The 19,600-nt window shown below is 36.2% G+C and carries 17 protein-coding genes and 2 pseudogenes; 13 read left to right on the top strand and 6 right to left on the bottom strand.

The features are described 5' to 3' along the window. The first annotated feature begins 10 nt into the window (after positions 1 to 10). Entirely contained in the window at positions 11 to 979 is a 969-nt protein-coding gene (locus tag JCM17102_RS04800) for a 1,4-beta-mannosyl-N-acetylglucosamine phosphorylase (protein WP_025074213.1), read from the top strand. A gap of 2 nt (positions 980 to 981) precedes the next feature. Continuing rightward, the gene (locus JCM17102_RS04795; RefSeq protein ID WP_025074212.1) at positions 982 to 3,252 is read left to right on the top strand and encodes a GH92 family glycosyl hydrolase; all 2,271 of its coding nucleotides are present in this window, start codon (positions 982 to 984) and stop codon (positions 3,250 to 3,252) included. Positions 3,253 to 3,404: 152 nt separating this feature from the next. On the opposite strand, the gene JCM17102_RS04790 is transcribed toward JCM17102_RS04795, so the two are convergent. Next, a complete protein-coding gene (locus JCM17102_RS04790; RefSeq protein ID WP_025074211.1) occupies positions 3,405 to 4,286 on the bottom strand; it encodes an SDR family NAD(P)-dependent oxidoreductase in 882 nt (293 codons plus the stop codon). A gap of 137 nt (positions 4,287 to 4,423) precedes the next feature. On the opposite strand from JCM17102_RS04790, the gene JCM17102_RS04785 reads away from it, so the two are divergent. Both JCM17102_RS04785 and JCM17102_RS04780 read left to right on the top strand, forming a co-directional pair. Beyond that, the gene (locus tag JCM17102_RS04785) at positions 4,424 to 5,215 is read left to right on the top strand and encodes a head GIN domain-containing protein (RefSeq protein WP_025074210.1); all 792 of its coding nucleotides are present in this window, start codon (positions 4,424 to 4,426) and stop codon (positions 5,213 to 5,215) included. Between the two features lie 237 nt (positions 5,216 to 5,452). Then, the gene (locus JCM17102_RS04780) at positions 5,453 to 6,298 is read left to right on the top strand and encodes a helix-turn-helix transcriptional regulator (protein ID WP_033886547.1); all 846 of its coding nucleotides are present in this window, start codon (positions 5,453 to 5,455) and stop codon (positions 6,296 to 6,298) included. On the opposite strand, the gene JCM17102_RS04775 is transcribed toward JCM17102_RS04780, so the two are convergent. Both JCM17102_RS04775 and JCM17102_RS04770 read right to left on the bottom strand, forming a co-directional pair. Then, the gene (locus JCM17102_RS04775; protein WP_025074208.1) at positions 6,295 to 7,788 is read right to left on the bottom strand and encodes a PAS domain-containing sensor histidine kinase; all 1,494 of its coding nucleotides are present in this window, start codon (positions 7,786 to 7,788) and stop codon (positions 6,295 to 6,297) included. The genes JCM17102_RS04780 and JCM17102_RS04775 overlap by 4 nt on opposite strands. A gap of 255 nt (positions 7,789 to 8,043) precedes the next feature. Next, positions 8,044 to 9,261 carry an MFS transporter gene (locus tag JCM17102_RS04770; RefSeq protein ID WP_025074207.1) on the bottom strand — a complete coding sequence of 406 codons (1,218 nt, stop codon included), beginning with the start codon at positions 9,259 to 9,261 and terminating at the stop codon, positions 8,044 to 8,046. Between the two features lie 76 nt (positions 9,262 to 9,337). Here JCM17102_RS04770 and JCM17102_RS04765 point away from each other — a divergent pair, with 76 nt between their 5' ends. The 3 genes and pseudogenes from JCM17102_RS04765 to JCM17102_RS26225 all read left to right on the top strand — a co-directional run bounded on the left by JCM17102_RS04765 (position 9,338) and on the right by JCM17102_RS26225 (position 11,330). Further along, the gene (locus tag JCM17102_RS04765; RefSeq protein WP_025074206.1) at positions 9,338 to 10,105 is read left to right on the top strand and encodes a threonine/serine exporter family protein; all 768 of its coding nucleotides are present in this window, start codon (positions 9,338 to 9,340) and stop codon (positions 10,103 to 10,105) included. Continuing rightward, positions 10,102 to 10,587 carry a threonine/serine exporter family protein gene (locus tag JCM17102_RS04760; RefSeq protein WP_025074205.1) on the top strand — a complete coding sequence of 162 codons (486 nt, stop codon included), beginning with the start codon at positions 10,102 to 10,104 and terminating at the stop codon, positions 10,585 to 10,587. Before JCM17102_RS04765 ends, JCM17102_RS04760 begins: the two co-directional genes overlap by 4 nt. A 13-nt stretch (positions 10,588 to 10,600) precedes the next feature. Further along, positions 10,601 to 11,330: pseudogene (locus JCM17102_RS26225) on the top strand (DUF6064 family protein). A 74-nt stretch (positions 11,331 to 11,404) separates the two neighbouring features. Here the strand turns inward: JCM17102_RS26225 and kdsR are convergent. Continuing rightward, positions 11,405 to 12,214, bottom strand: coding sequence for a 3-ketodihydrosphingosine reductase (gene kdsR / locus JCM17102_RS04750; RefSeq protein WP_025074204.1), 810 nt, complete (start codon positions 12,212 to 12,214; stop codon positions 11,405 to 11,407). Positions 12,215 to 12,359: 145 nt separating this feature from the next. Between kdsR and JCM17102_RS04745 the strand changes: the two genes are divergently transcribed. Further along, a complete protein-coding gene (locus tag JCM17102_RS04745) occupies positions 12,360 to 13,157 on the top strand; it encodes a DUF4846 domain-containing protein (RefSeq protein ID WP_025074203.1) in 798 nt (265 codons plus the stop codon). Positions 13,158 to 13,163: 6 nt separating this feature from the next. Here the strand turns inward: JCM17102_RS04745 and JCM17102_RS04740 are convergent, their stop codons facing one another. Continuing rightward, entirely contained in the window at positions 13,164 to 14,066 is a 903-nt protein-coding gene (locus JCM17102_RS04740; RefSeq protein ID WP_025074202.1) for a helix-turn-helix domain-containing protein, read from the bottom strand. Between the two features lie 188 nt (positions 14,067 to 14,254). On the opposite strand from JCM17102_RS04740, the pseudogene JCM17102_RS31295 reads away from it, so the two are divergent. From JCM17102_RS31295 to JCM17102_RS04735, 3 genes and pseudogenes are all read left to right on the top strand, one after another. Beyond that, positions 14,255 to 14,595 (top strand): annotated as a pseudogene (locus JCM17102_RS31295) (tetratricopeptide repeat protein); the annotation flags it as partial. Then, positions 14,588 to 14,767: a DUF3098 domain-containing protein gene (locus JCM17102_RS29495; protein ID WP_073349411.1), complete on the top strand. Its 180-nt coding sequence runs from the start codon at positions 14,588 to 14,590 to the stop codon at positions 14,765 to 14,767. The pseudogene JCM17102_RS31295 and the gene JCM17102_RS29495, both read left to right, overlap by 8 nt. A 762-nt stretch (positions 14,768 to 15,529) precedes the next feature. Then, a complete protein-coding gene (locus tag JCM17102_RS04735; RefSeq protein WP_025074201.1) occupies positions 15,530 to 16,603 on the top strand; it encodes a metallophosphoesterase in 1,074 nt (357 codons plus the stop codon). On the opposite strand, the gene JCM17102_RS22085 is transcribed toward JCM17102_RS04735, so the two are convergent. Then, entirely contained in the window at positions 16,541 to 17,104 is a 564-nt protein-coding gene (locus JCM17102_RS22085; RefSeq protein ID WP_033886545.1) for a GNAT family N-acetyltransferase, read from the bottom strand. The two genes, JCM17102_RS04735 and JCM17102_RS22085, sit on opposite strands and share 63 nt — an antisense overlap. A gap of 150 nt (positions 17,105 to 17,254) precedes the next feature. On the opposite strand from JCM17102_RS22085, the gene JCM17102_RS04725 reads away from it, so the two are divergent. Together JCM17102_RS04725 and JCM17102_RS04720 are read left to right on the top strand one after the other, a co-directional pair. Further along, positions 17,255 to 17,794 carry a flavodoxin family protein gene (locus tag JCM17102_RS04725; RefSeq protein WP_025074200.1) on the top strand — a complete coding sequence of 180 codons (540 nt, stop codon included), beginning with the start codon at positions 17,255 to 17,257 and terminating at the stop codon, positions 17,792 to 17,794. A gap of 278 nt (positions 17,795 to 18,072) precedes the next feature. Then, a complete protein-coding gene (locus tag JCM17102_RS04720; RefSeq protein WP_025074199.1) occupies positions 18,073 to 19,581 on the top strand; it encodes a 4Fe-4S binding protein in 1,509 nt (502 codons plus the stop codon). The last annotated feature ends 19 nt before the right edge of the window (positions 19,582 to 19,600 follow it).

Here is a 19,600-nt window from a genome sequence, read left to right as displayed (position 1 = left end):
AAATATAACTATGAGTAAAATTCAAATGCCTTGGGAAGAACGTCCAGCAGGATGTACAGACGTTATGTGGCGTTATTCACAGAATCCGGTTATCGGACGTTATCATATTCCTTCATCCAATAGTATCTTTAATAGCGCAGTGGTCCCTTTTGAAGATGGATTCGCTGGGGTATTCCGTTGCGATAATAAGGCTGTCCAGATGAATATTTTCACAGGATTTAGTAAAGACGGCATTCATTGGGATATTAGCCATGAACCTATTCGCTTCAAAGCAGGTAATACGGAGATGATTGAATCTGAATATAAATACGATCCTCGTGTGACATGGATTGAAGACCGTTACTGGGTGACTTGGTGCAACGGTTATCATGGTCCGACTATAGGTATTGCTTATACCTATGATTTCAAGGAGTTCTTCCAATGTGAGAATGCGTTCCTTCCTTTCAATCGTAATGGTGTACTTTTCCCACAAAAAATAGATGGTAAGTATGCTATGTTGAGTCGTCCCAGTGACAATGGACATACACCATTCGGTGATATTTACATCAGCTTCAGTCCGGATATGAAATATTGGGGTGAACATCGTTGCGTGATGAAAGTTACTCCCTTTCCTGAAAGTGCATGGCAATGTACTAAAATCGGTGCAGGTTCGGTACCTTTCCTGACAGATGAAGGTTGGTTGCTTTTCTATCATGGAGTGATTACGACTTGCAATGGTTTCCGTTACTCGATGGGTGCTGCTATTCTTGACAAGGATCATCCGGAGAAAGTATTGTACCGAACTCGTGAATATTTGCTCGGTCCGGCTGCTCCTTATGAACTTCAGGGAGATGTGCCTAATGTGGTATTCCCTTGTGCGGCTTTGCAAGATGGTGAACGGGTAGCTGTTTATTATGGTGCAGCGGATACTGTAGTAGGTGTGGCTTTCGGTTATATCAAGGAAATCATCGAATTTATTAAACGAACGAGTATTATCTAAATATGAAACGCATACTATTAGCTTACACACTTGCTTTCTCTCTTCATTCCGTTTATGCGGAAGAGGGGGGAGGCCCCCCTTTCAATGAGAAAAAGAATTTGTTGATAGATTATGTGGATCCTTTTATCGGAACAACAAATTTCGGAACTACTAATCCGGGGGCTGTCTGCCCGAACGGAATGATGTCCGTTGTGCCTTTTAATGTGATGGGCTCCTCTGATAATAAATATGATAAAGATGCCCGCTGGTGGTCTACTCCTTATGAACATACGAATTGTTTTTTTACAGGATATGCTCATGTGAATTTGAGTGGTGTCGGTTGTCCAGAGTTAGGATCTTTATTATTAATGCCTACTACAGGAGAACTGAACGTTGATTACAAAAAATATGGAAGTAAATATAAAGACGAACAAGCCTCTCCCGGATATTATTCTAACTATCTAACAAAATATAATGTGAAGACGGAAACTACGGCTACACCTCGTACGGGGATTACACGTTTCACTTTCCCGAAAGGTAAAAGTCATGTATTGTTGAATTTGGGGGAAGGATTAACGAATGAGACAGGAGCAATGCTTCGTCGTGTGAATGATTGTGAGGTGGAAGGAATGAAGTTGTTGGGTACTTTCTGCTATAATCCACAAGCGGTATTTCCTATCTATTTTGTGATGCGGGTGAATAAAATTCCTGCTGCAACGGGGTATTGGAAGAAACAACGTCCGATGACAGGGGTAGAAGCTCAATGGGACTCGGATAATGGGAAATATAAATTGTATACTAAGTACGGGAAAGAGATTGCCGGAGATGATGTGGGAGCTTATTTCTCTTTCGATACGGAAGAAGGTGAACAGATAGAGGTACGGATAGGTGTTTCTTTTGTCAGTATTGAGAATGCCCGTTTGAATCTGGATAAGGAACAGGCAGAAAAGAGTTTTGAAACGGTTCATGCAGATGCACGTGCCAAATGGAACGGTGACCTGTCACGAATTACTGTGGAAGGAGGAACGGATGATCAGAAAACGGTTTTCTATACGGCGCTTTATCATTTATTGATTCATCCTAATATTTTGCAGGATGTTAATGGAGAATATCCGGCAATGGAAAGTGATAAGATTCTGACAACGAAAGGAGACCGCTATACGGTATTCTCTCTTTGGGATACGTATAGGAATGTACATCAGCTGCTGACCTTGGTTTATCCGGAACGTCAGATAGAAATGGTACGTACCATGCTTGATATGTATCGGGAATATGGGTGGTTGCCGAAATGGGAATTGTATGGAAGAGAGACGCTGACTATGGAGGGTGATCCGAGTATTCCGGTTATTGTGGATACATGGATGAAAGGTTTGCGTGATTTCGATGTCGATCTGGCTTATGAAGCGATGTATAAATCGGCTACATTGCCCGGAACTGAAAACCTGATGCGTCCGGATAATGATGATTATATAGAGAAAGAATATATTCCTCTCCGCGAACAATATGATAACTCTGTATCCCATGCGTTGGAATATTATATTGCAGACTTTGCACTTTCACGTTTTGCCAATGCATTAGGTAAGAAGAAAGATGCAGAACTGTTCTACAAACGTTCTTTGGGTTATAGACATTATTATAGTAAAGAATATGGTACATTTTGTCCGATTCTTTCAGATGGAACTTTCTATAGTCCGTTTGATCCGAAGCAAGGAGAGAACTTTGAACCGAGTCCGGGCTTTCATGAAGGTAATTCATGGAACTATACATTCTATGTGCCGCACGATGTTTACGGACTTGCGAAGTTGATGGGAGGGAAGAAACCTTTTATCAATAAGTTACAAATGGTATTTGATGAAGGACTTTATGATCCCGCTAATGAACCGGATATTGCTTATGCTTATTTATTCTCATATTTTAAGGGAGAGGAATGGCGTACACAAAAAGAAACTCAACGTGTGTTGGATAAGTATTTTACGACAAAACCGAATGGAATTCCCGGAAATGATGATACGGGAACGATGTCGGCTTGGGCTATTTTCAATATGATTGGTTTCTATCCGGATTGTCCCGGATTGCCGGAATATACTTTGACGACTCCGATTTTCAATAAAGTAACGATCTGTCTGGATCCGAAATGGTATAAAGAGAAGGAGTTGGTAATTGAAAGTAATCGTACTGGGACGGAAACTCTTTATATTGATAAAGTATTATTAAACGGTAAAAAAATAAATAAGTACCGTATTACTCATGATGAACTTGTGCATGGTAAAAAGATGCTATTTGAATTAAAATAGCTATTATAGGTGCTGTTTTGGGTTACATAATAATGTTTGTAAAAGAATGACGGTATATGTCTCGGATGGTTACACCATGTTGAGCATATACCGTCACTATGTTGGTAGGATAGTGTTACTCTTTTAATAAGCAAAAAAACGATTAGATTGGTTTATTCTACATAGATCATTTTCTTTGTCATACCTCCGTCAATCGTGATATTTTCTCCATTGATAAAATCATTCTCTTTCTGACAGATAAATAAACACATGCGGGCGATATCTTCCGGCTTTCCTACTCGTTTGGAAGGATGTTGCAAATGTGCTTCGGGACGGAGTTGCTCATAATTTTGTGTTTGTATCCATCCCGGAGATATTGAATTTACGGTGATGTTCCATTTTGAAAGAGAGGTCGCTAATGCATGAGTGAGCGAATAGATCCCTCCCTTGGAAGCGGCATATCCTTCGCTGCTGGGTTCACTCATTAAGTATCGTGTAGAACAAATATTAATTATTCTTCCATAAGGGTTAGGAGTAACTTGAGCTTGGCGGTGAATTGCCAGTAGTCTCGAAAGGATAAATGTCGGGCGAAGGTTGATAGAAAGTATTCTGTCAAAGTCTTCCACACTTGTTTCTGTAATAGATGAGAAAGTACTGATACCTACATTATTGATGACAATGTCGATGTCTTTCCATGCCGCCAGAAGATGCAGGAAACATTTCTCAAGTGCTTCTTTATCACTGACGTTTACTTGGTAGAAAGTAGCTCCTGTCTCTTTTGCGCTGGCTTGTCCTGCCAACTCATTATTATCACAAAATGCAACTAAATCACCTTCCTGACAGAACATTGATACAATACTTTTGCCTATTCCTTCTGCTCCTCCTGTTACAAAAACTCTTCTCTTTTGTGTTAGTGTATCAGAGACTGTTTCAGTAGTTTGTTTCGCTTTAGCTTGATGAGTTGTTGTTTTTTTACCATTCTTTATAGCTAGTTTCCATGCGGCTTTTCGGGCCTCATATGCCTCTTGTTGTTTTTCTATATAATTATCTGCCATGATTGCTCATTTTTTTATTTTAACGAACAAAAGTAATGAATTTATAGATGTTATACAATAAAGAATAGTATGTTATTTCCTTGTTATTTAAAGTATATAAAGTATATTTGTGATAAATCAATTTAAACGAAGAAATTATGAAGAATTTAAAGAATGTATCTGTATGGATGATATGGATGTTATTGTCCGTAACAGGAGTAAAAGCACAGACGGTTATTCCCAGTAAGAAATATATTACGCAAGAAGTAAAAAATGCAGGTAACTTCAGTGCTATTAAAGTATTGGGTAGTCCAGATGTAGAATATCGCCAAAGTAATAATTCTAAGGTGGCAGTTTTTATTTACGGTTCTGATAATCTGGTTGAATTATTGGAAGTAAATACAGTGAATGGAGTATTACAGGTAAATATAAAGAAAGGAGTCAATATTCATGGCGGAGAACGTCGTTTGAAAGTGATCGCTTCATCGCCCTCATTGACGCAAGTTGATATACAAGGTTCTTCGGATGTAAGTCTGAAAGGTACTATAAAAGGTACAAATATTGGATTGAATGTAATGGGGTCTGGAGATATTGATGCAGAAAATCTGAACTATACAGATATTTCTGTGGCAGTTAAAGGAAGTGGGGACATCGTATTGAAAAATATGAAGGTTGATAATGTGAATGCAGAAATTGCGGGTTCTGGTGATATTGAAATGAAAGGTACTGCACAACATGCGATTCTGACTGTCAATGGTTCCGGTGATATTAGTGCGGGAAATTTGGTTACTACTAATGTTATTGCTACTGTTTCAGGTTCAGGAGATATTGAATGTTATGCGTCGAAACAACTTAGTGCCAGGGTTGGTGGTAGCGGTGATATTGAATATAGAGGTAATCCGGCTGTTGTAAATAAAGAGGGGAGGAAGGATCAGATTTCTAAAAAATAAATAATATTCATTCTTGTTTTATTTATAATGTCCATTCTATAAAAAATGGTTCATCAATATCAGAATAGACATGGCGGAAAGGTTACTGAAAGAGAAGCTAAAGAAATCGGAAAACTCTCGGAATCATAAATTGTTCAGAGTAAGATTCTATGTAATTAATTAAACAATTTAATGTGTATATTATAGGTTTATCGGTTGAATAAGGAAGTAAAATAGCTGTATACAAAGACAATCTAAATGATAGGAAGAGGTATAACTACATATAATTTATCTGTTGATTATGCTGTAGGAGAAGGAATTGAGAAATCCTTAAAGGCTTATAAAAATTATCCCTGTAAAATAGAATCCTGTTTTTTCATTCTGTGTACAAGAGGTAGTATGCAGATAACTATTAATGCCAGAACTTATCATATTAAAGAGAACGACTTACTTACTTTACCCTCTAATTATTTTATGGAAATTCATGATTTTTCATCAGATATACATATTTACTTTGCTGCATTTTCGTCTGGTTTTATCGAGAGTATTAATTTGATGAGATCAACCCAGCATCTTCTTCCGGTTATCATAGAGAATCCAATATATAATTTGCCTCCTTTTGATGCACAAAGTTATAAGATGTTTTATGAATCATCTATCATTGCATATAAATCTTTGAAAAACAGGAAAAACAGAGAAATTATCAATGCAATTCTCATGATGTTTGTTCAGGGATCAACAGAACTTTATAAAATGAAAAATAATTGGTATTTACCTTCGTATACAAGAAAGTATGCTATTTATCAGGATTTTATGCAATTGGCTCTGAAATTTTATACAGTTCACCATGACGTTACATTTTATGCTGATCAGTTGGGACTAAGTTTGCCTTATTTCAGTTCATCTATTAAGAATGCGACAGGTAAAACTCCTCTGCAGATAATTACTTCTTTGATCATTACAGATATTAAGGTATGGTTAAAATCTACTGATAAACCTGTAAAACATATTGCTTTGTCGCTGGGATTTGATAATCTTTCCTTTTTTAATAAATACTTCAAACAGCATACGGGAGTTACACCTCAAGAATATCGGGAACGTTAGGGATTATTCTCTTTGTTCAGAGGTAATGTAATTGTGAAGCAACTACCTTTTCCCAACTCGGATGTAACGGTTATTTTTCCATTTAAATGATCTATAATCGTTTTACAAATTGAAAGTCCTAATCCGGTACCTTGTTTGAAGGAGTTTATTTTGTAGAATCTTTCGAATATCTGTTCTTGATATTCGAAAGGGATACCTATTCCTGTATCTTCTACAAATAGTGAAACTGCTTCTTTGCTGGCTGTATAACCAAAATGAATAAATCCTTTTTTAGTAAATTTGCATGCGTTATTTATCAGATTACAAATGACTTGTTTCAAACGTCTAGCATCAGTTACAATTCTAATATCATTGTCTGGCAATATTGCTTTTATTTCAATCTCTGAAATATTTCTCATTATTTGTTCTTTCTCAATATCTTTAAACAAAGATATTAATGAGTTATCAGAAAAAGAAAAATCAATTGTATTTGATTCTATTTTAGATAGGTCGAGTATATCATCAATAAGCCTTGTTAGATGTTCGCTATTGATGCTGATTAGTCTTATAAAATCTTCAATTTCTTCCTTGCTTAATTCATTGTAAGAATTTCCTATTACATCCGAAAAACCAACGATTGCATTCAATGGAGTACGAATTTCGTGGCTCATATTAGCAAGAAAAGCCATTTTCAGTTTATCACTTTCTTCTGCTTTTTTACGGGCTGCAATTAAAGTCTCTTCTATATCCTTATATTCTTGTATACTCATACAGATCCCTACTAAACGATAGGGTTGGCCGGATACATTTGCGATATAAGTGGACTGTCTTTCAAACCATTCCCAAGTTCCATCACCACGATGTAGTCGGAAAGGGACAGGTTTCTCATAGGTTTCAACTCCGCTTAGTTGTACAACAAAAGCATCAGCAAGAGCTTCACGATCATCCGGATGAATCATATTTATATATTCTTCCATTGATAATGAGTTATTCACTCCTGCTGGAATACCTAAATGTTTAAAATAGCGGTAATCAAGGGTAAATTCACCTTTACTTATATCATAATACCATGGATATATCTTTGTTCTTTGCAAAGCAGTATTTAAAATGTATTCTTGTGTGAGTTCTGCAGTGATATTACGGAAGAAGAATACAATAACTTTTATTTCACCTTTTTCTTTAAGAGTTTCAAATTGTCCTTTTATAGGAAATTGTGTATAATTTACTTTTTCCTGGAGATAAGTACGATCAGGTAATGGGTAACGACATTCTCCTTGGCGGAGTTTATCCATAATTGATGGAAGAATATCTTCCTTATTATATAAAAGTTTCAATAAACTATCTATGTGGCAAGATTTAAATGGATTTATGTCTAGAACCTTAGTTTGAAGTTCCATTCTTGCCTGCTGATTCAGTAGCAGAACTTCTCCTTCGGTATTCAAAATGAGGACTCCTTCTGGTAAAATATTTAATAAATCATCACTGTAAAGTGTGTGTTTGTTAAGTTTCATGTCAATAGGCTTTTATTGGTAAAATCAATGAAAATCATAGAATCTATCTCAAAGAAAGCCTTTTCTAGAAGAATAATGCTGTTAAAGCAGTATTTTTTTACTCTATTAAAAAAAATATTTTATATGCAACTTTTTGTTTGTTAATACGATGTTCTATATTTAATTATCGATATTCTAATTTTAATTCAATTGAAGATTGGAATAGGTGGAGACAATAAATAGAATGACAAATAGAACGTCTTTCTTAGATAGTACTTATCCTTTGATTTCAAATGTTTTATTAAAATGAACTATTATTACAATGAATCCCCCAAATAATCCTACCAACATGTAAGCAACCCGTATGTCAAAAGCCTGCGAAATAGCACCGATTAATAAGGGGGCTACCAGAGAACCGGTAAAACTGGTACTTGATAAAATAGTAAGTGCAATGCTTACCGGAGTTTTTGACTTGGCTCCTACAAAACTATATAAAGTAGGGACTACACAGGATATCCCTAATCCGACTAACATAAAACCGAAAGAATTGATGATCACTTTTAGAGCCATCGATTCAAAAAAGTTTCCTAATAGTGCGGAAATAAAGAAGCCTAAACAAATAAAGCTTCCTGCAATTTGCAAAACTCTTTTTTTTCCGAATTGCCTATAAGCATAGTTCGTTAGGAAGCGCCCCACTGTCATCATAATCATGAATACGAGAAAACCTATTTGAAGGGATTTAGGAACATGGACAATTGATTCGAAATACACAGCACTCCAATCGAACATAGCGCTTTCTACAATCAAAGCAAACAAACCAACCAAACCTAATTGAAGTAATAACATTTCCGGATTGTGAAACAATAATTTCAATCCGTTTTTTTCTATTGTTTTTTCTTCTTGTTTTATTTCAGTTAGGGAACCACATTCCTGCAAATATTTTTTTCCTGTTAGTACAATGAGACATATTAAAAGTGCTATGAATAAAAAATGCCAGATAGGTGGTATATTCGATAATATCATCAAGAAGCCAATCAGAGCTCCTGTACAAGCTCCCATGCTCCATCCGCCATGAAAGGTTGCCATAATTGTCTTGCCATATAATCTTTCTACTTCTATTCCTTGTGTATTGAAAGAAATATCACATAGATTCCAAAATACGCCGAAACAGAATAGAAGAATACCTAATATATAAACGTGGTGAACTAAGCCGATACAAAACAGAGAAAATCCATATCCCAAAATACTGATCTGTACAATTCTACGACTTCCTAGTGTGGAAACAAGATAACCGGCTAAAGGGATTGCAACAAATTTGCCTACAGGTATCATAAATAAAATAAGTCCCCAATAAAAAGCATAATTAGCGGCAAATAAATCTTTAAAGTCAGGTATACGGCTTGCCCAACTTGCCATACAAAGTCCTTGGGCAAAAAAGAAAGTAAAGATAGCGAAACGTATTCTTTCTTTAGGATACGTAAATTGCATATTCATGTGTTTTTTATTTTTAGTGGGGCAAAGGTATCTATTTTTTTTGTACTTTTGTGCCCGATTAAAAAAATATCACTATATGAAGACAAGCGAATCTTTATTATCTATAGGTAAATTTATTGCAGAATATTCAGTCCATTTAATGGGAGCCGGGGTTCATACATCACGAGTTGTGCGCAACTCAAAACGTATTGGAGAAGCTTTTAATGTAAATGTAAAGTTGGGCGTTTTTCATAAAAATATTATCTTGACCATTATCGACAAAGAAACTCATGAAGCATGTAATGAAGTAATAGATATTCCAGCACATCCCATTAGTTTCGAGCATAACTCCGAATTAAGTGCATTAAGTTGGGAGGCACTCGATAAACATTTATCACTGGAGGAATTGACTGAAAAATATAATAAGATTATTAGTGCTCCTAAAATACATCCATTATTTGTATTGATTCTGGTTGGCTTTGCCAATGCTTCTTTTTGTAAGCTGTTTGGCGGTGACTTATGTTCAATGGGTATTGTTTTCTCTGCTACGCTTACCGGATTTTTTTTGAAACAGCAAATGCAAAAGAAAAAGATCAATCATTATATCACTTTTATTGTTTCGGCATTCGTTGCTTCACTTTGCGCTTCGACTGCGTTGATTTTTAATACAACTTCAGAAATAGCGATGGCAACTAGTGTATTATATCTTGTTCCGGGAGTTCCTTTGATAAATGGTGTTATTGATGTGGTGGAAGGATATGTACTGACTGGTTTTGCTCGTTTGACAGAAGCTTCTCTTTTAATTGTAAGTATTGCTATCGGGCTTTCGTTTACATTATTAATGGTCAAAAATAGTTTGATATGATAATATTTGATATTTTAACTGACGGATTTTTTGCAGCGATAGCTGGAATTGGTTTTGGAGCTATTTCAGATCCTCCTTTGCGAGCGTTCAAAATAATTGCGATATTGGCGGCATTGGGACATGCATGTCGTTTTTGTCTGATAACGTATTTAGGAGTAGATATTGCTACAGCTTCCTTGTTTGCGGGATTGGTGATTGGCTTTGGTAGTTTATGGCTAGGCAAAAGAGTTTATTGCCCAATGACGGTACTCTATATTCCGGCATTACTCCCAATGATTCCGGGTAAGTTTGCATACAACATGGTGTTCTCATTGATAATGTGTTTGCAGACTGTCAATGAACCTGAGAAGTTGAGTAAATTTATGGAAATGTTTTTTTCTAATTCTCTGATAGCAAGTACGGTTATTTTTATGTTGGCGGTAGGAGCTACCTTTCCAATGTTCGTGTTCCCACATAGAGCTTTTTCATTAACAAGACACTAATTAAACTACATTTATGGAGATTTTTTGGAGAACAATTGGATATTATAATTCTGTTACCTGGATATATCAGATAGCAATTATACTGATTGGGATTATACTGACTGCATTGCTTGTGAGCAAGCCTTATCCATGGAAGAAGATGGCTATGAAAGTCTATATGATAGGACTGTATACATGGATTTCGATTGTCTATTATTATATTTGTTGTGAAGAACGGTAGTTATAACGGGGTGATGGCTATGTTTTGGGGAGTAATGGCTATTATATGGCTTTGGGATATTATTACAGGCTATACAACTTTTGAGCGTACTCATAAATATGATATACTTTCTTATGTGTTGTTAGCAATGCCATTTGTTTATCCTCTTATTTCTTTAGCTCGCGGATTGACTTTCCCGGAAATGACTTCTCCGGTAATGCCTTGTTCGGTAGTGGTATTTACCATTGGATTATTGCTATTATTTGCCCATAAGGTAAATATGTTTCTGGTTCTTTTTCTATGCCATTGGTCATTGATCGGATTGTCTAAAACTTATTTTTTCCAAATACCTGAGGACTTTTTATTGGCAAGTGCGACCATTCCGGGCTTGTATCTATTCTTCCGGGAATATTTTTTAAATAACCTGCATGCAGATACTAAGCCAAAAGCGAAATACATAAACTGGTTGTTGATTACAGTTTGCGTAGGATTAGCAGTATTATTAACTACTACTATGTTTCTGGAGTTGGTATCTAAAGCATAGAACGAAATAATGTCATAAAATAATCCTCTCATTTTCCAGATATGAAAATGAGAGGATTATTTTTATGAGAGAAACTATCGAATAACATAGAAAAACCGGAGTGCGAATTGTATAACCTTATGTGGTAACCAACATTTGCATTTAGCAAATAGCACTTGTACCCATGGCCCTACTTTCGTCCGAAAAGGGGGATTTTGAGAGGATACGATCTTACAGATAGTACCTGCTAGTTTACGAGGATGGCAACCATTTTGTTCTTCTTTCTCTATAATCTCTAAAGATTTGGCAAAACTTGGTCCGTAATCAGTGTCTTTCAATGTCGCTTCTGATATATTACGATTGGCAGTAAATCCTGTATTAAAGTCTCCTGGTTCTACCAGACATACCTTGATATCAAAAGGGTGAACTTCCAAAGCCAATGACTCGCTATATCCCTCTATGGCAAATTTGGAAGCCGAATAAAATCCTTGATAAGGAATACCTATTACGCCGCCAATCGAACTGATATTGATAATTTTTCCTTTGCGAGCTTTACGCATGAATGGTAGCACCATTTTACACATATTTACTACACCAAAGAAATTGGTATTCATTTGTGTCATTACTTCTTGATCAGTGGTTAGTTCTAATGCTCCTCCAATCCCGATTCCGGCATTATTGATAAGTATGTCGATTCTTCCTTGCTCCGATATTATCTTGTCAATAGCACATTGTATGGAATTGACATTTGTGACATCAACTACTATCATTTTAACATTACCTATATTTCCGGATGGTTTTCTACTTGTTCCATAAACGACGTGCCCCTGTTCAGCTAACATTTGTGCTGTGAATTTTCCGAATCCGGAAGATGCTCCAGTAATAAGTATAACTTGTGAGTACATATTTTTAATTTCTTGCAAATATAAAGAGAATAGTGGAGAATCCTTTTCTTAAAGATGAGTATTCTCTCTGATAAAATCAGAAAGTTTTTTGAATAGTATTTGATTTTCAATAAAATAAATTTTATCTTCGAACAAAGTAAATATTATGAGAAGAATATTAATAGTTAATATAATCTGCTTTGTTTCTATAATCGCTTTTGCACAAACTATAGAAAATAGAATCGTTCCCCCTGATGGATATATCCGTAAGAAGTGTGATGGAAATTCTTTTGCAGCTTATTTACGACAACTTCCCTTGTTTCCGGAGGGCAGTAAAGTCAAACTTTATAATGGACAAGAAAAGCAAAATCAATCAGCTGCTTATTCTGTGATAAATATGGAAATAGGCAATCTGGATTTGCAGCAATGTGCAGATGCGGTGATACGCTTACGGGCAGAGTATCTATGGGTACAAAAGCGATATGGTGAAATCAAGTTTAACTTTACCAGTGGTTTTCCGGTAGAATATACGAAGTGGGCGGAAGGGAAACGTATTAAGGTAAGTGGAAATAAAGCGGAGTGGTATGCTGCAGGAGGAAGAGATTATTCATATAAAACTTTTCGCAAGTATTTGGATATGGTATTTATGTATGCCGGTACGGCCTCTCTCGCAAAGGAACTTCAAACAGTTCCTTACACCTCTTTACAACCCGGAGATGTTTTTATCAAAGGAGGCTCTCCGGGGCATGCTGTAATCGTGATGGACATTGCTATCCATCCAACGACAAAGAAAAAGGTCTTTTTATTGGCACAAAGTTATATGCCGGCTCAACAGATTCATATCTTAGTCAATCCGTCAGATCGCAATCTGTCTCCTTGGTACGAACTGACCGATGCGGACGATGGAAATCTTTATACTCCGGAATGGACATTCGCAAAGAAAGATCTAAAGCGTTTCAAATGAAGAGCATTAGTTTATGCTATTCTGTCGATACTCGTTAGGAGAGTAACCTACACATTTCTTAAATAAACGTGTGAAATGCTGAGGATATTTAAACCCTAATTCGTATGCTATCTCGCTAATAGATTTACTTGTATCAAAGACTTTTTCTTTTGCTGTTTCTATCAATTTAAGTTGGATATGTTCTTGTGGTGACTTTCCCGTTTCTTTCTTGATTAAATCTCCGAAATAATTAGGTGAAAGATTCAGCTTCTCTGCACAATATTGTACTGAAGGCAAACCGATATCCTGTGGTTTATCTGACAGAAAGTAGTTGTGCAGAAGATTTTCGAACCGGCTCAAGATATCCTTATTTACATTACTACGAGTAATAAATTGACGATCGTAGAAGCGCATACAGTAGTTTAGGAGTAATTCTATATTAGCTACAATAATCGTTTGGCTATGTTTATCGATACCACGTTGTAACTCTGTTTGTATATTATGAAAACACTCAATAATCACACCCCGTTCTTGCTCAGACAGGTGGAGAGCTTCGTTGGATTCGTAAGAAAAGAAGTTATAATTCTTAATATTACGTCCCAGTGATGTTCCGCGAAGAAAATCAGGATGAAAAAGCAATCCCCATCCTTTGGGTTGAAAAGGCTTTCCATTGTCTACAAAACCTACAACTTGCCCCGGAGCAAGAAAAACCATTGTTCCTTCCTGATAATCATAATACTGGCGTCCATAATGTATATCTCCACATTTCACTTCCTTTAGAAATATGGTATAAAAGCCCAACATTTGACGTGAATGCCGTATAGATTTGCATTTAGAGAAGTCTACTACACTCACTAGTGGATGTAGTGTTTCATTGCCTACCCGATCATTATATTGGCAGATGTGATCCATTTTGATGATTTCGTCCATACTCTTTTTAAGCTTGATTGATACGATACAAATTTAGTACTTTTTCCCGTATTGGTATTACCTATCAGTAATAATGGTAGAAGAAACTGTAATCTGTATCAATTGCCCCAGGCACATTCCTCTTTTCTTTCTTTTATTTGTTACTTCATTTTATATTTGCGACAACAATCAATAGGTATGATACCGCTATGAATAAATTCCGAATTTTACTTTATGTGATGTTGTTTTCTTTGGTTGGTTGTCATCTGGAAGGGACAAATGTAAAACAGGGGTTAGACAGAGCTGCGCAATAATGGAGCAGGACCCGGACACTGCTTTTATAATTCTTGAAAATATTCAGACGAATCAGATGAACGAGGCATAACTTGCCGAGTATAATCTGTTGTGTATAAAAGTCAATGAGGATAAGAACGTCCATCATTCATCCGATGAACAAATACGTCAGGCAGTCTCTTATTTTGAAGTAAATGGCACCCGGCTTCAAAAGACACAGGCATATTACTCGATGACAATTCTTTCTTCTGCCTTGGGAATGTTCGGTGTTTTATCGATATATATTGATGAGCGGCGAGGGGAGTACCCTTTCCGCTTATAATCCGGATATATTCAGTGATTTACGTATACGTGTGGCTTCTGTAATATGCCTAACAGGATATTTACTAACTATTTGTGGAGTTATTTATATAAGTAAATCCCGATAGAAAAAGAGTAAATCGCAATAAAAGATGACCTTTGTAGTCTAATAATAAAAGGTATCTTTACCAATCCATAAGGAGGAGTTATCGTTTTTATCCGTATAAATTAATAATATTCCTCTATCCATTAGCGAGAACATCTGCACGAACAACTATGTTGCAACAGAGTAACTGGCTGAATGCTGTACAGTAACTATCAACTTATTCTAGTTCTTCCGGTCAGTTACTGTACAATCAAGGCTCGTTCCTTCAGCGTACTTAGACTAAAAAATGCTTGTTTTATTGTCATTTGTCACTTTTTTAAGTTAAACAATTACTAATCAATGCTGAAATGGTGATAATAGTCGGTGACAATAGAGTGATAATAGAAAGTTATCCGGGTTCTATTGTCACTTTGTTATTCTACTATTCGTTATGTTTTTGTATTTTTCTTCCTCCAACTTGTGTTATTTTTCTTTCAATTGAATAGATTTAGCGTGTAAAATTGCACAATCTTTTTTATATATATAAAGGTAAATAAACCGTTTGTTTAGTTGTTTTTAAAGCAGAATGGTTACTTAAAAAAACGTCTTAACAATGCGGGATTTGAGAAATATAATCCAGGAAAACATAACAAACGAAAATATAAGTAAACTGTGTTCTATAGAACAAGTACTAATCCAAACAGTATGTTATTTGAAGAAAAAATATTAATAGAAGTATGAATACAATATATTTTTTGTATTTTTGATTCCAATAATTAAGTTCTCAACTATTGTATCTAATAATATGAAGAAGCCAATTTTATTCTTTTGGGCAGTACTTACATTCATACTTCCCACGCTAGCACAACAGCGAGCAGACCAACAACACCTTGAAAATAATGAATCATTTTCAATGATCGTATTGGGGGATCCTCAAGGATATACAAAATACGACATCAACCAACCGATATTCGAACTCTGTACGGCATGGATTGCTGATAATATTGACAATCTAAATATAAAGGCTGTACTCTGTACAGGAGATCTGGTAGAACAAAACGAAAACATTACAATGAATCGGAAGATGCTTAATCAGACAAGTGAAGAAATGTGGGAATCCGCTTCACGTTCATTTGCGCGTCTTGACAACAAGGTTCCTTATATAATATCTTGTGGTAATCATGATTACGGATACAAAAGTTCAGAATGTGGTATTACTCATTTTCCTGAATATTTTCCTTTCAAACGAAATTCAACCTGGAGAGATTGTCTTGTCGCTGACTTTCCGAATCGTAATGGAGTAGTATCTTTAGAGAATGCAGCTTTTGAGTTTAAAGTTCCTAATTGGGATAAAATCTTAGTTATAACATCAGAATTTGCTCCACGTGACGAAGTGCTTGAATGGGCAAGAAATTTAGTTGCAAAGAAAGAATATATTGATCATAAGGTTATATTTATAACTCATTCTTTTCTTCGGGAGCGCAATGCGAAACGTACTGACAATGAGCATTATAAAATAACTCCCCGAAATTGGGGACAAGGAGTGTGGGATAAACTGATTTATCCTTCTTCAAATATAGATCTGGTTGTATGTGGACATACGGGTAAACCTGGTGAATTTGAGGATGCAGTCGCTTATCGTGTAGACCCGAACAAGGTGGGAAAAAAGGTTCACCAGATGATGTTCAATGTACAGATATCAGGTGGCGGATGGGAAGGCAATGGAGGAGACGGTTGGCTCCGTATACTTGAATTTATGCCTGACGGTAAAACTATCAAAGTAAAAACTTATTCACCTTTATTTGGTTTTTCTCCTTCAACCAAACATCTGGCTCATCGAACAGGAGCGTGTGATCAGTTTGAAATGGTCGTTGAATAAGGACATGTATGCAAATGTCTCTATCTCAAATGTTTTTTCATGACGAAGTTGGTGAGACATAATTGGTTTGCCAGTCTTTTTTTGTTCGTATTGGATGTAATAACCTTTGCTCTCAAAAAAGGATTTGGCTGTCAGGCTTACTTCGGATGTGATAATTTCAATTTGATGGTTGATAGCATATTTTTCTATTTCGGACAACAGGAAGGTAGCCACTCCTTTCTGTTGGAATTTTGCGTGTACGAACATGGAATGCAAATAGCCGTCTTTACGTAAAGATGCGAATCCAATGGCTTGGTTTGTTTCGTTGAGAGCTATAATAAAATATAGATTATTGATTAGTTCTATCCAATGTGGAATATTCTCACCACATGAAGCCCAATCTCGGACTTCTTCAAGAGAGTAGTCTTTTATGTTTATAGTCAAAACTGTTTCTTTATACAATTCTTTCAGAATTTCTATGTCCGAAATTGTTGCTTCTCTAAATTGATAAGGATGGTTCATAACTTCTACTTATAATTAACAGGTAAGCAAAGATAGGGATAATTATCTGTAAAAATGGTAATATCACCCGTAATTTATATACAAAAGTTCTGGTAAATTCTGCATACTTTTGCAAAGTGAATAATCAATAACAATTTAAAGGCTACGATTATGAGTAAAAAAGTTCTGATACTATCATCCAGTCCCCGTAAAGGAGGAAACTCAGACAGACTGTGTGATGAGTTTTTAAAAGGTGCCGAAGCGGCAGGAAATGATGTGGAAAAGATTTTTCTGAAAGACAAACAAATCAATTATTGTACGGGATGTAGTGTTTGTAGTATGTACGGGAAACCTTGTCCGCAAAAAGATGATGCAGCAGACATCATTGAAAAAATGATAGGATCAGATGTGATTGTAATGGCAACTCCTGTCTATTTCTATACTATGTGCGCACAGATGAAAACATTGATTGACCGTTGCTGTGCCCGTTATCTCGAAATACGCAACAAAGAATTCTATTTTATTATAGCTGCTGCAGAAGAAAGTGTTCCGATGATGGAAAGAACCATCGAAGGTTTCCGAGGCTTTCTTGATTGTCTGGAAGAGCCAGTAGAGAAAGGAGTGGTTTATGGAATTGGTGCCTGGAAGGTGGGAGAGATAGAAGGAAAACTTTCGATGGTGGAAGCCTATGAAATGGGAAACAATGTCTGATAGATTTCATAACATAAAGAAGTATATAGAAATGAAACTGTAAAAAGACTGCTCATTGATATATCCAAATGATGTATTGACGGGCAGTTTTTCTATTAAAAGAAAGTAAATCTGTAATATTGGTATAACTTTCAGCAATTAAGATATGTGAAAAGTAAATCTCTGTGATTAAATTTGCACCGTAATAAAATCCGCTTGTGGTGTATAATGGTCAGACATACGGTAAAACTCTTTAAATAAAAGAATTTTAACTATTATAAATTGAAATTTATTTGATTATGCTACGTATTATTAGAATCACAACTGCTATTGTATGCTTTGTTATTATTACCCTGCTTTTCCTTGATTTTACAGGAACATTGCATACTTGGTTTGGTTGGCTGGCTAAAATTCAATTTTTACCTGCAATATTAGCATTGAATGTAGGTGTCGTACTATTTCTTGTAGTACTGACATTCATATTCGGGCGTGTTTATTGTTCGGTGATATGTCCTTTAGGAGTGTTTCAGGACATTATTTCTTGGTTTTCCGGAAAACGGAAGAAAAATCGTTTCCGTTATTCACCGGCAAAAAAGTGGTTACGTTATGGAGTTTTAGCTATGTTTGTTGTAGCTATGATTGCGGGATGGAATGCTTTAGCCATTCTTGTGGCACCTTATAGCGCTTATGGACGTATGGTATCCAGTCTTTTAGCTCCTGTTTGGCAATGGGGGAATAATTTTCTTGCCTATTTGGCAGATCGAGCAGATAGCTATGCTTTCTATGAAGTGGATGTTTGGATGAAAAGTCTTTCTACTTTGATGGTTTCAGTCGTAACCTTTATCGTATTGTTTATATTAGCATGGCGTAACGGACGTGCTTATTGTAACACAATCTGTCCTGTTGGAACGATCTTGGGATTTATATCCCGCTATTCTGTTTTCAAACCAATGATTGATACGACCCAATGTAACAATTGTGGGTTGTGTGCGCGTAATTGTAAGGCATCCTGTATTAATCCGAAAGCACATGAAATTGATTATAGTCGTTGTGTTGCTTGTATGGATTGTATCGGAAAGTGTAAACATGGAGCTATCAAATATACTCGGCGAGTTCCTAGAACAGTAAATGACGGATCGGTTTCATTGGAAACATCGCAAGTGAATTCTACGCCAGCGAGTAACTCTCGCCGTAGCTTCCTATCATCATCTGCAATCTTTGCCACAGCAGCTATTCTGAAAGCTCAGGAAAAGAAAGTGGATGGAGGGTTAGCTGTCATTGAAGATAAAAAGATTCCCAATCGGGAAAATAAGATTTTCCCTGCCGGTGCATTAAGTGCACGTAATTTTACGCAGCATTGTACTGCTTGCCAATTATGTGTCTCTGTTTGTCCTAATCAAGTGCTTCGTCCCTCAGATAATTTAATGACGTTAATGCAACCGGAGATGTCATATGAACGAGGCTATTGTCGCCCTGAATGTACTAAGTGTGCGGATGTCTGTCCGGCAGGTGCCATTCTTCCGATTACTACCGCTGATAAATCAGCAACTCAAATCGGTCATGCTGTATGGGTGAAAGAGAATTGTGTCCCATTAACAGATGGAAAGGAGTGTGGTAACTGTGCTCGTCACTGTCCGACCAATGCGATACAAATGGTTCCATCGAATCCGAATATTTCCGATTCCCCTAAAATTCCGATAGTAAATGTAGAACGTTGTATCGGTTGTGGAGCTTGTGAGAATTTATGTCCGTCACGTCCGTTTAGTGCAATCTATGTATCTGGACATCTGATGCACCGAGTTATATAATCTAATTCAACATAAGATT

Source organism: Bacteroides faecichinchillae JCM 17102, assembly GCF_000614145.1.
Classification (GTDB): domain Bacteria; phylum Bacteroidota; class Bacteroidia; order Bacteroidales; family Bacteroidaceae; genus Bacteroides; species Bacteroides faecichinchillae.
The sequence above is the reverse complement of the archived record's forward strand: the minus strand, read 5'-3'. Positions and strand labels throughout refer to the sequence as shown.

Bases quoted from the DNA above. Each gene is read 5' to 3' on its own strand.
- JCM17102_RS04760 (WP_025074205.1), top strand. From the start codon at position 10,102: ATGATAATATTTGATATTTTAACTGACGGATTTTTTGCAGCGATAGCT.
- JCM17102_RS04720 (WP_025074199.1), top strand. From the start codon at position 18,073: ATGCTACGTATTATTAGAATCACAACTGCTATTGTATGCTTTGTTATT.
- JCM17102_RS04775 (WP_025074208.1), bottom strand. From the start codon at position 7,788: ATGAAACTTAACAAACACACACTTTACAGTGATGATTTATTAAATATT.
- JCM17102_RS04795 (WP_025074212.1), top strand. From the start codon at position 982: ATGAAACGCATACTATTAGCTTACACACTTGCTTTCTCTCTTCATTCC.
- kdsR (WP_025074204.1), bottom strand. From the start codon at position 12,214: ATGTACTCACAAGTTATACTTATTACTGGAGCATCTTCCGGATTCGGA.
- JCM17102_RS22085 (WP_033886545.1), bottom strand. From the start codon at position 17,104: ATGAACCATCCTTATCAATTTAGAGAAGCAACAATTTCGGACATAGAA.
- JCM17102_RS04770 (WP_025074207.1), bottom strand. From the start codon at position 9,261: ATGAATATGCAATTTACGTATCCTAAAGAAAGAATACGTTTCGCTATC.
- JCM17102_RS04800 (WP_025074213.1), top strand. From the start codon at position 11: ATGAGTAAAATTCAAATGCCTTGGGAAGAACGTCCAGCAGGATGTACA.
- JCM17102_RS04745 (WP_025074203.1), top strand. From the start codon at position 12,360: ATGAGAAGAATATTAATAGTTAATATAATCTGCTTTGTTTCTATAATC.
- JCM17102_RS04735 (WP_025074201.1), top strand. From the start codon at position 15,530: ATGAAGAAGCCAATTTTATTCTTTTGGGCAGTACTTACATTCATACTT.
- JCM17102_RS04780 (WP_033886547.1), top strand. From the start codon at position 5,453: ATGATAGGAAGAGGTATAACTACATATAATTTATCTGTTGATTATGCT.
- JCM17102_RS04740 (WP_025074202.1), bottom strand. From the start codon at position 14,066: ATGGACGAAATCATCAAAATGGATCACATCTGCCAATATAATGATCGG.
- JCM17102_RS04725 (WP_025074200.1), top strand. From the start codon at position 17,255: ATGAGTAAAAAAGTTCTGATACTATCATCCAGTCCCCGTAAAGGAGGA.
- JCM17102_RS04785 (WP_025074210.1), top strand. From the start codon at position 4,424: ATGAAGAATTTAAAGAATGTATCTGTATGGATGATATGGATGTTATTG.
- JCM17102_RS04790 (WP_025074211.1), bottom strand. From the start codon at position 4,286: ATGGCAGATAATTATATAGAAAAACAACAAGAGGCATATGAGGCCCGA.
- JCM17102_RS04765 (WP_025074206.1), top strand. From the start codon at position 9,338: ATGAAGACAAGCGAATCTTTATTATCTATAGGTAAATTTATTGCAGAA.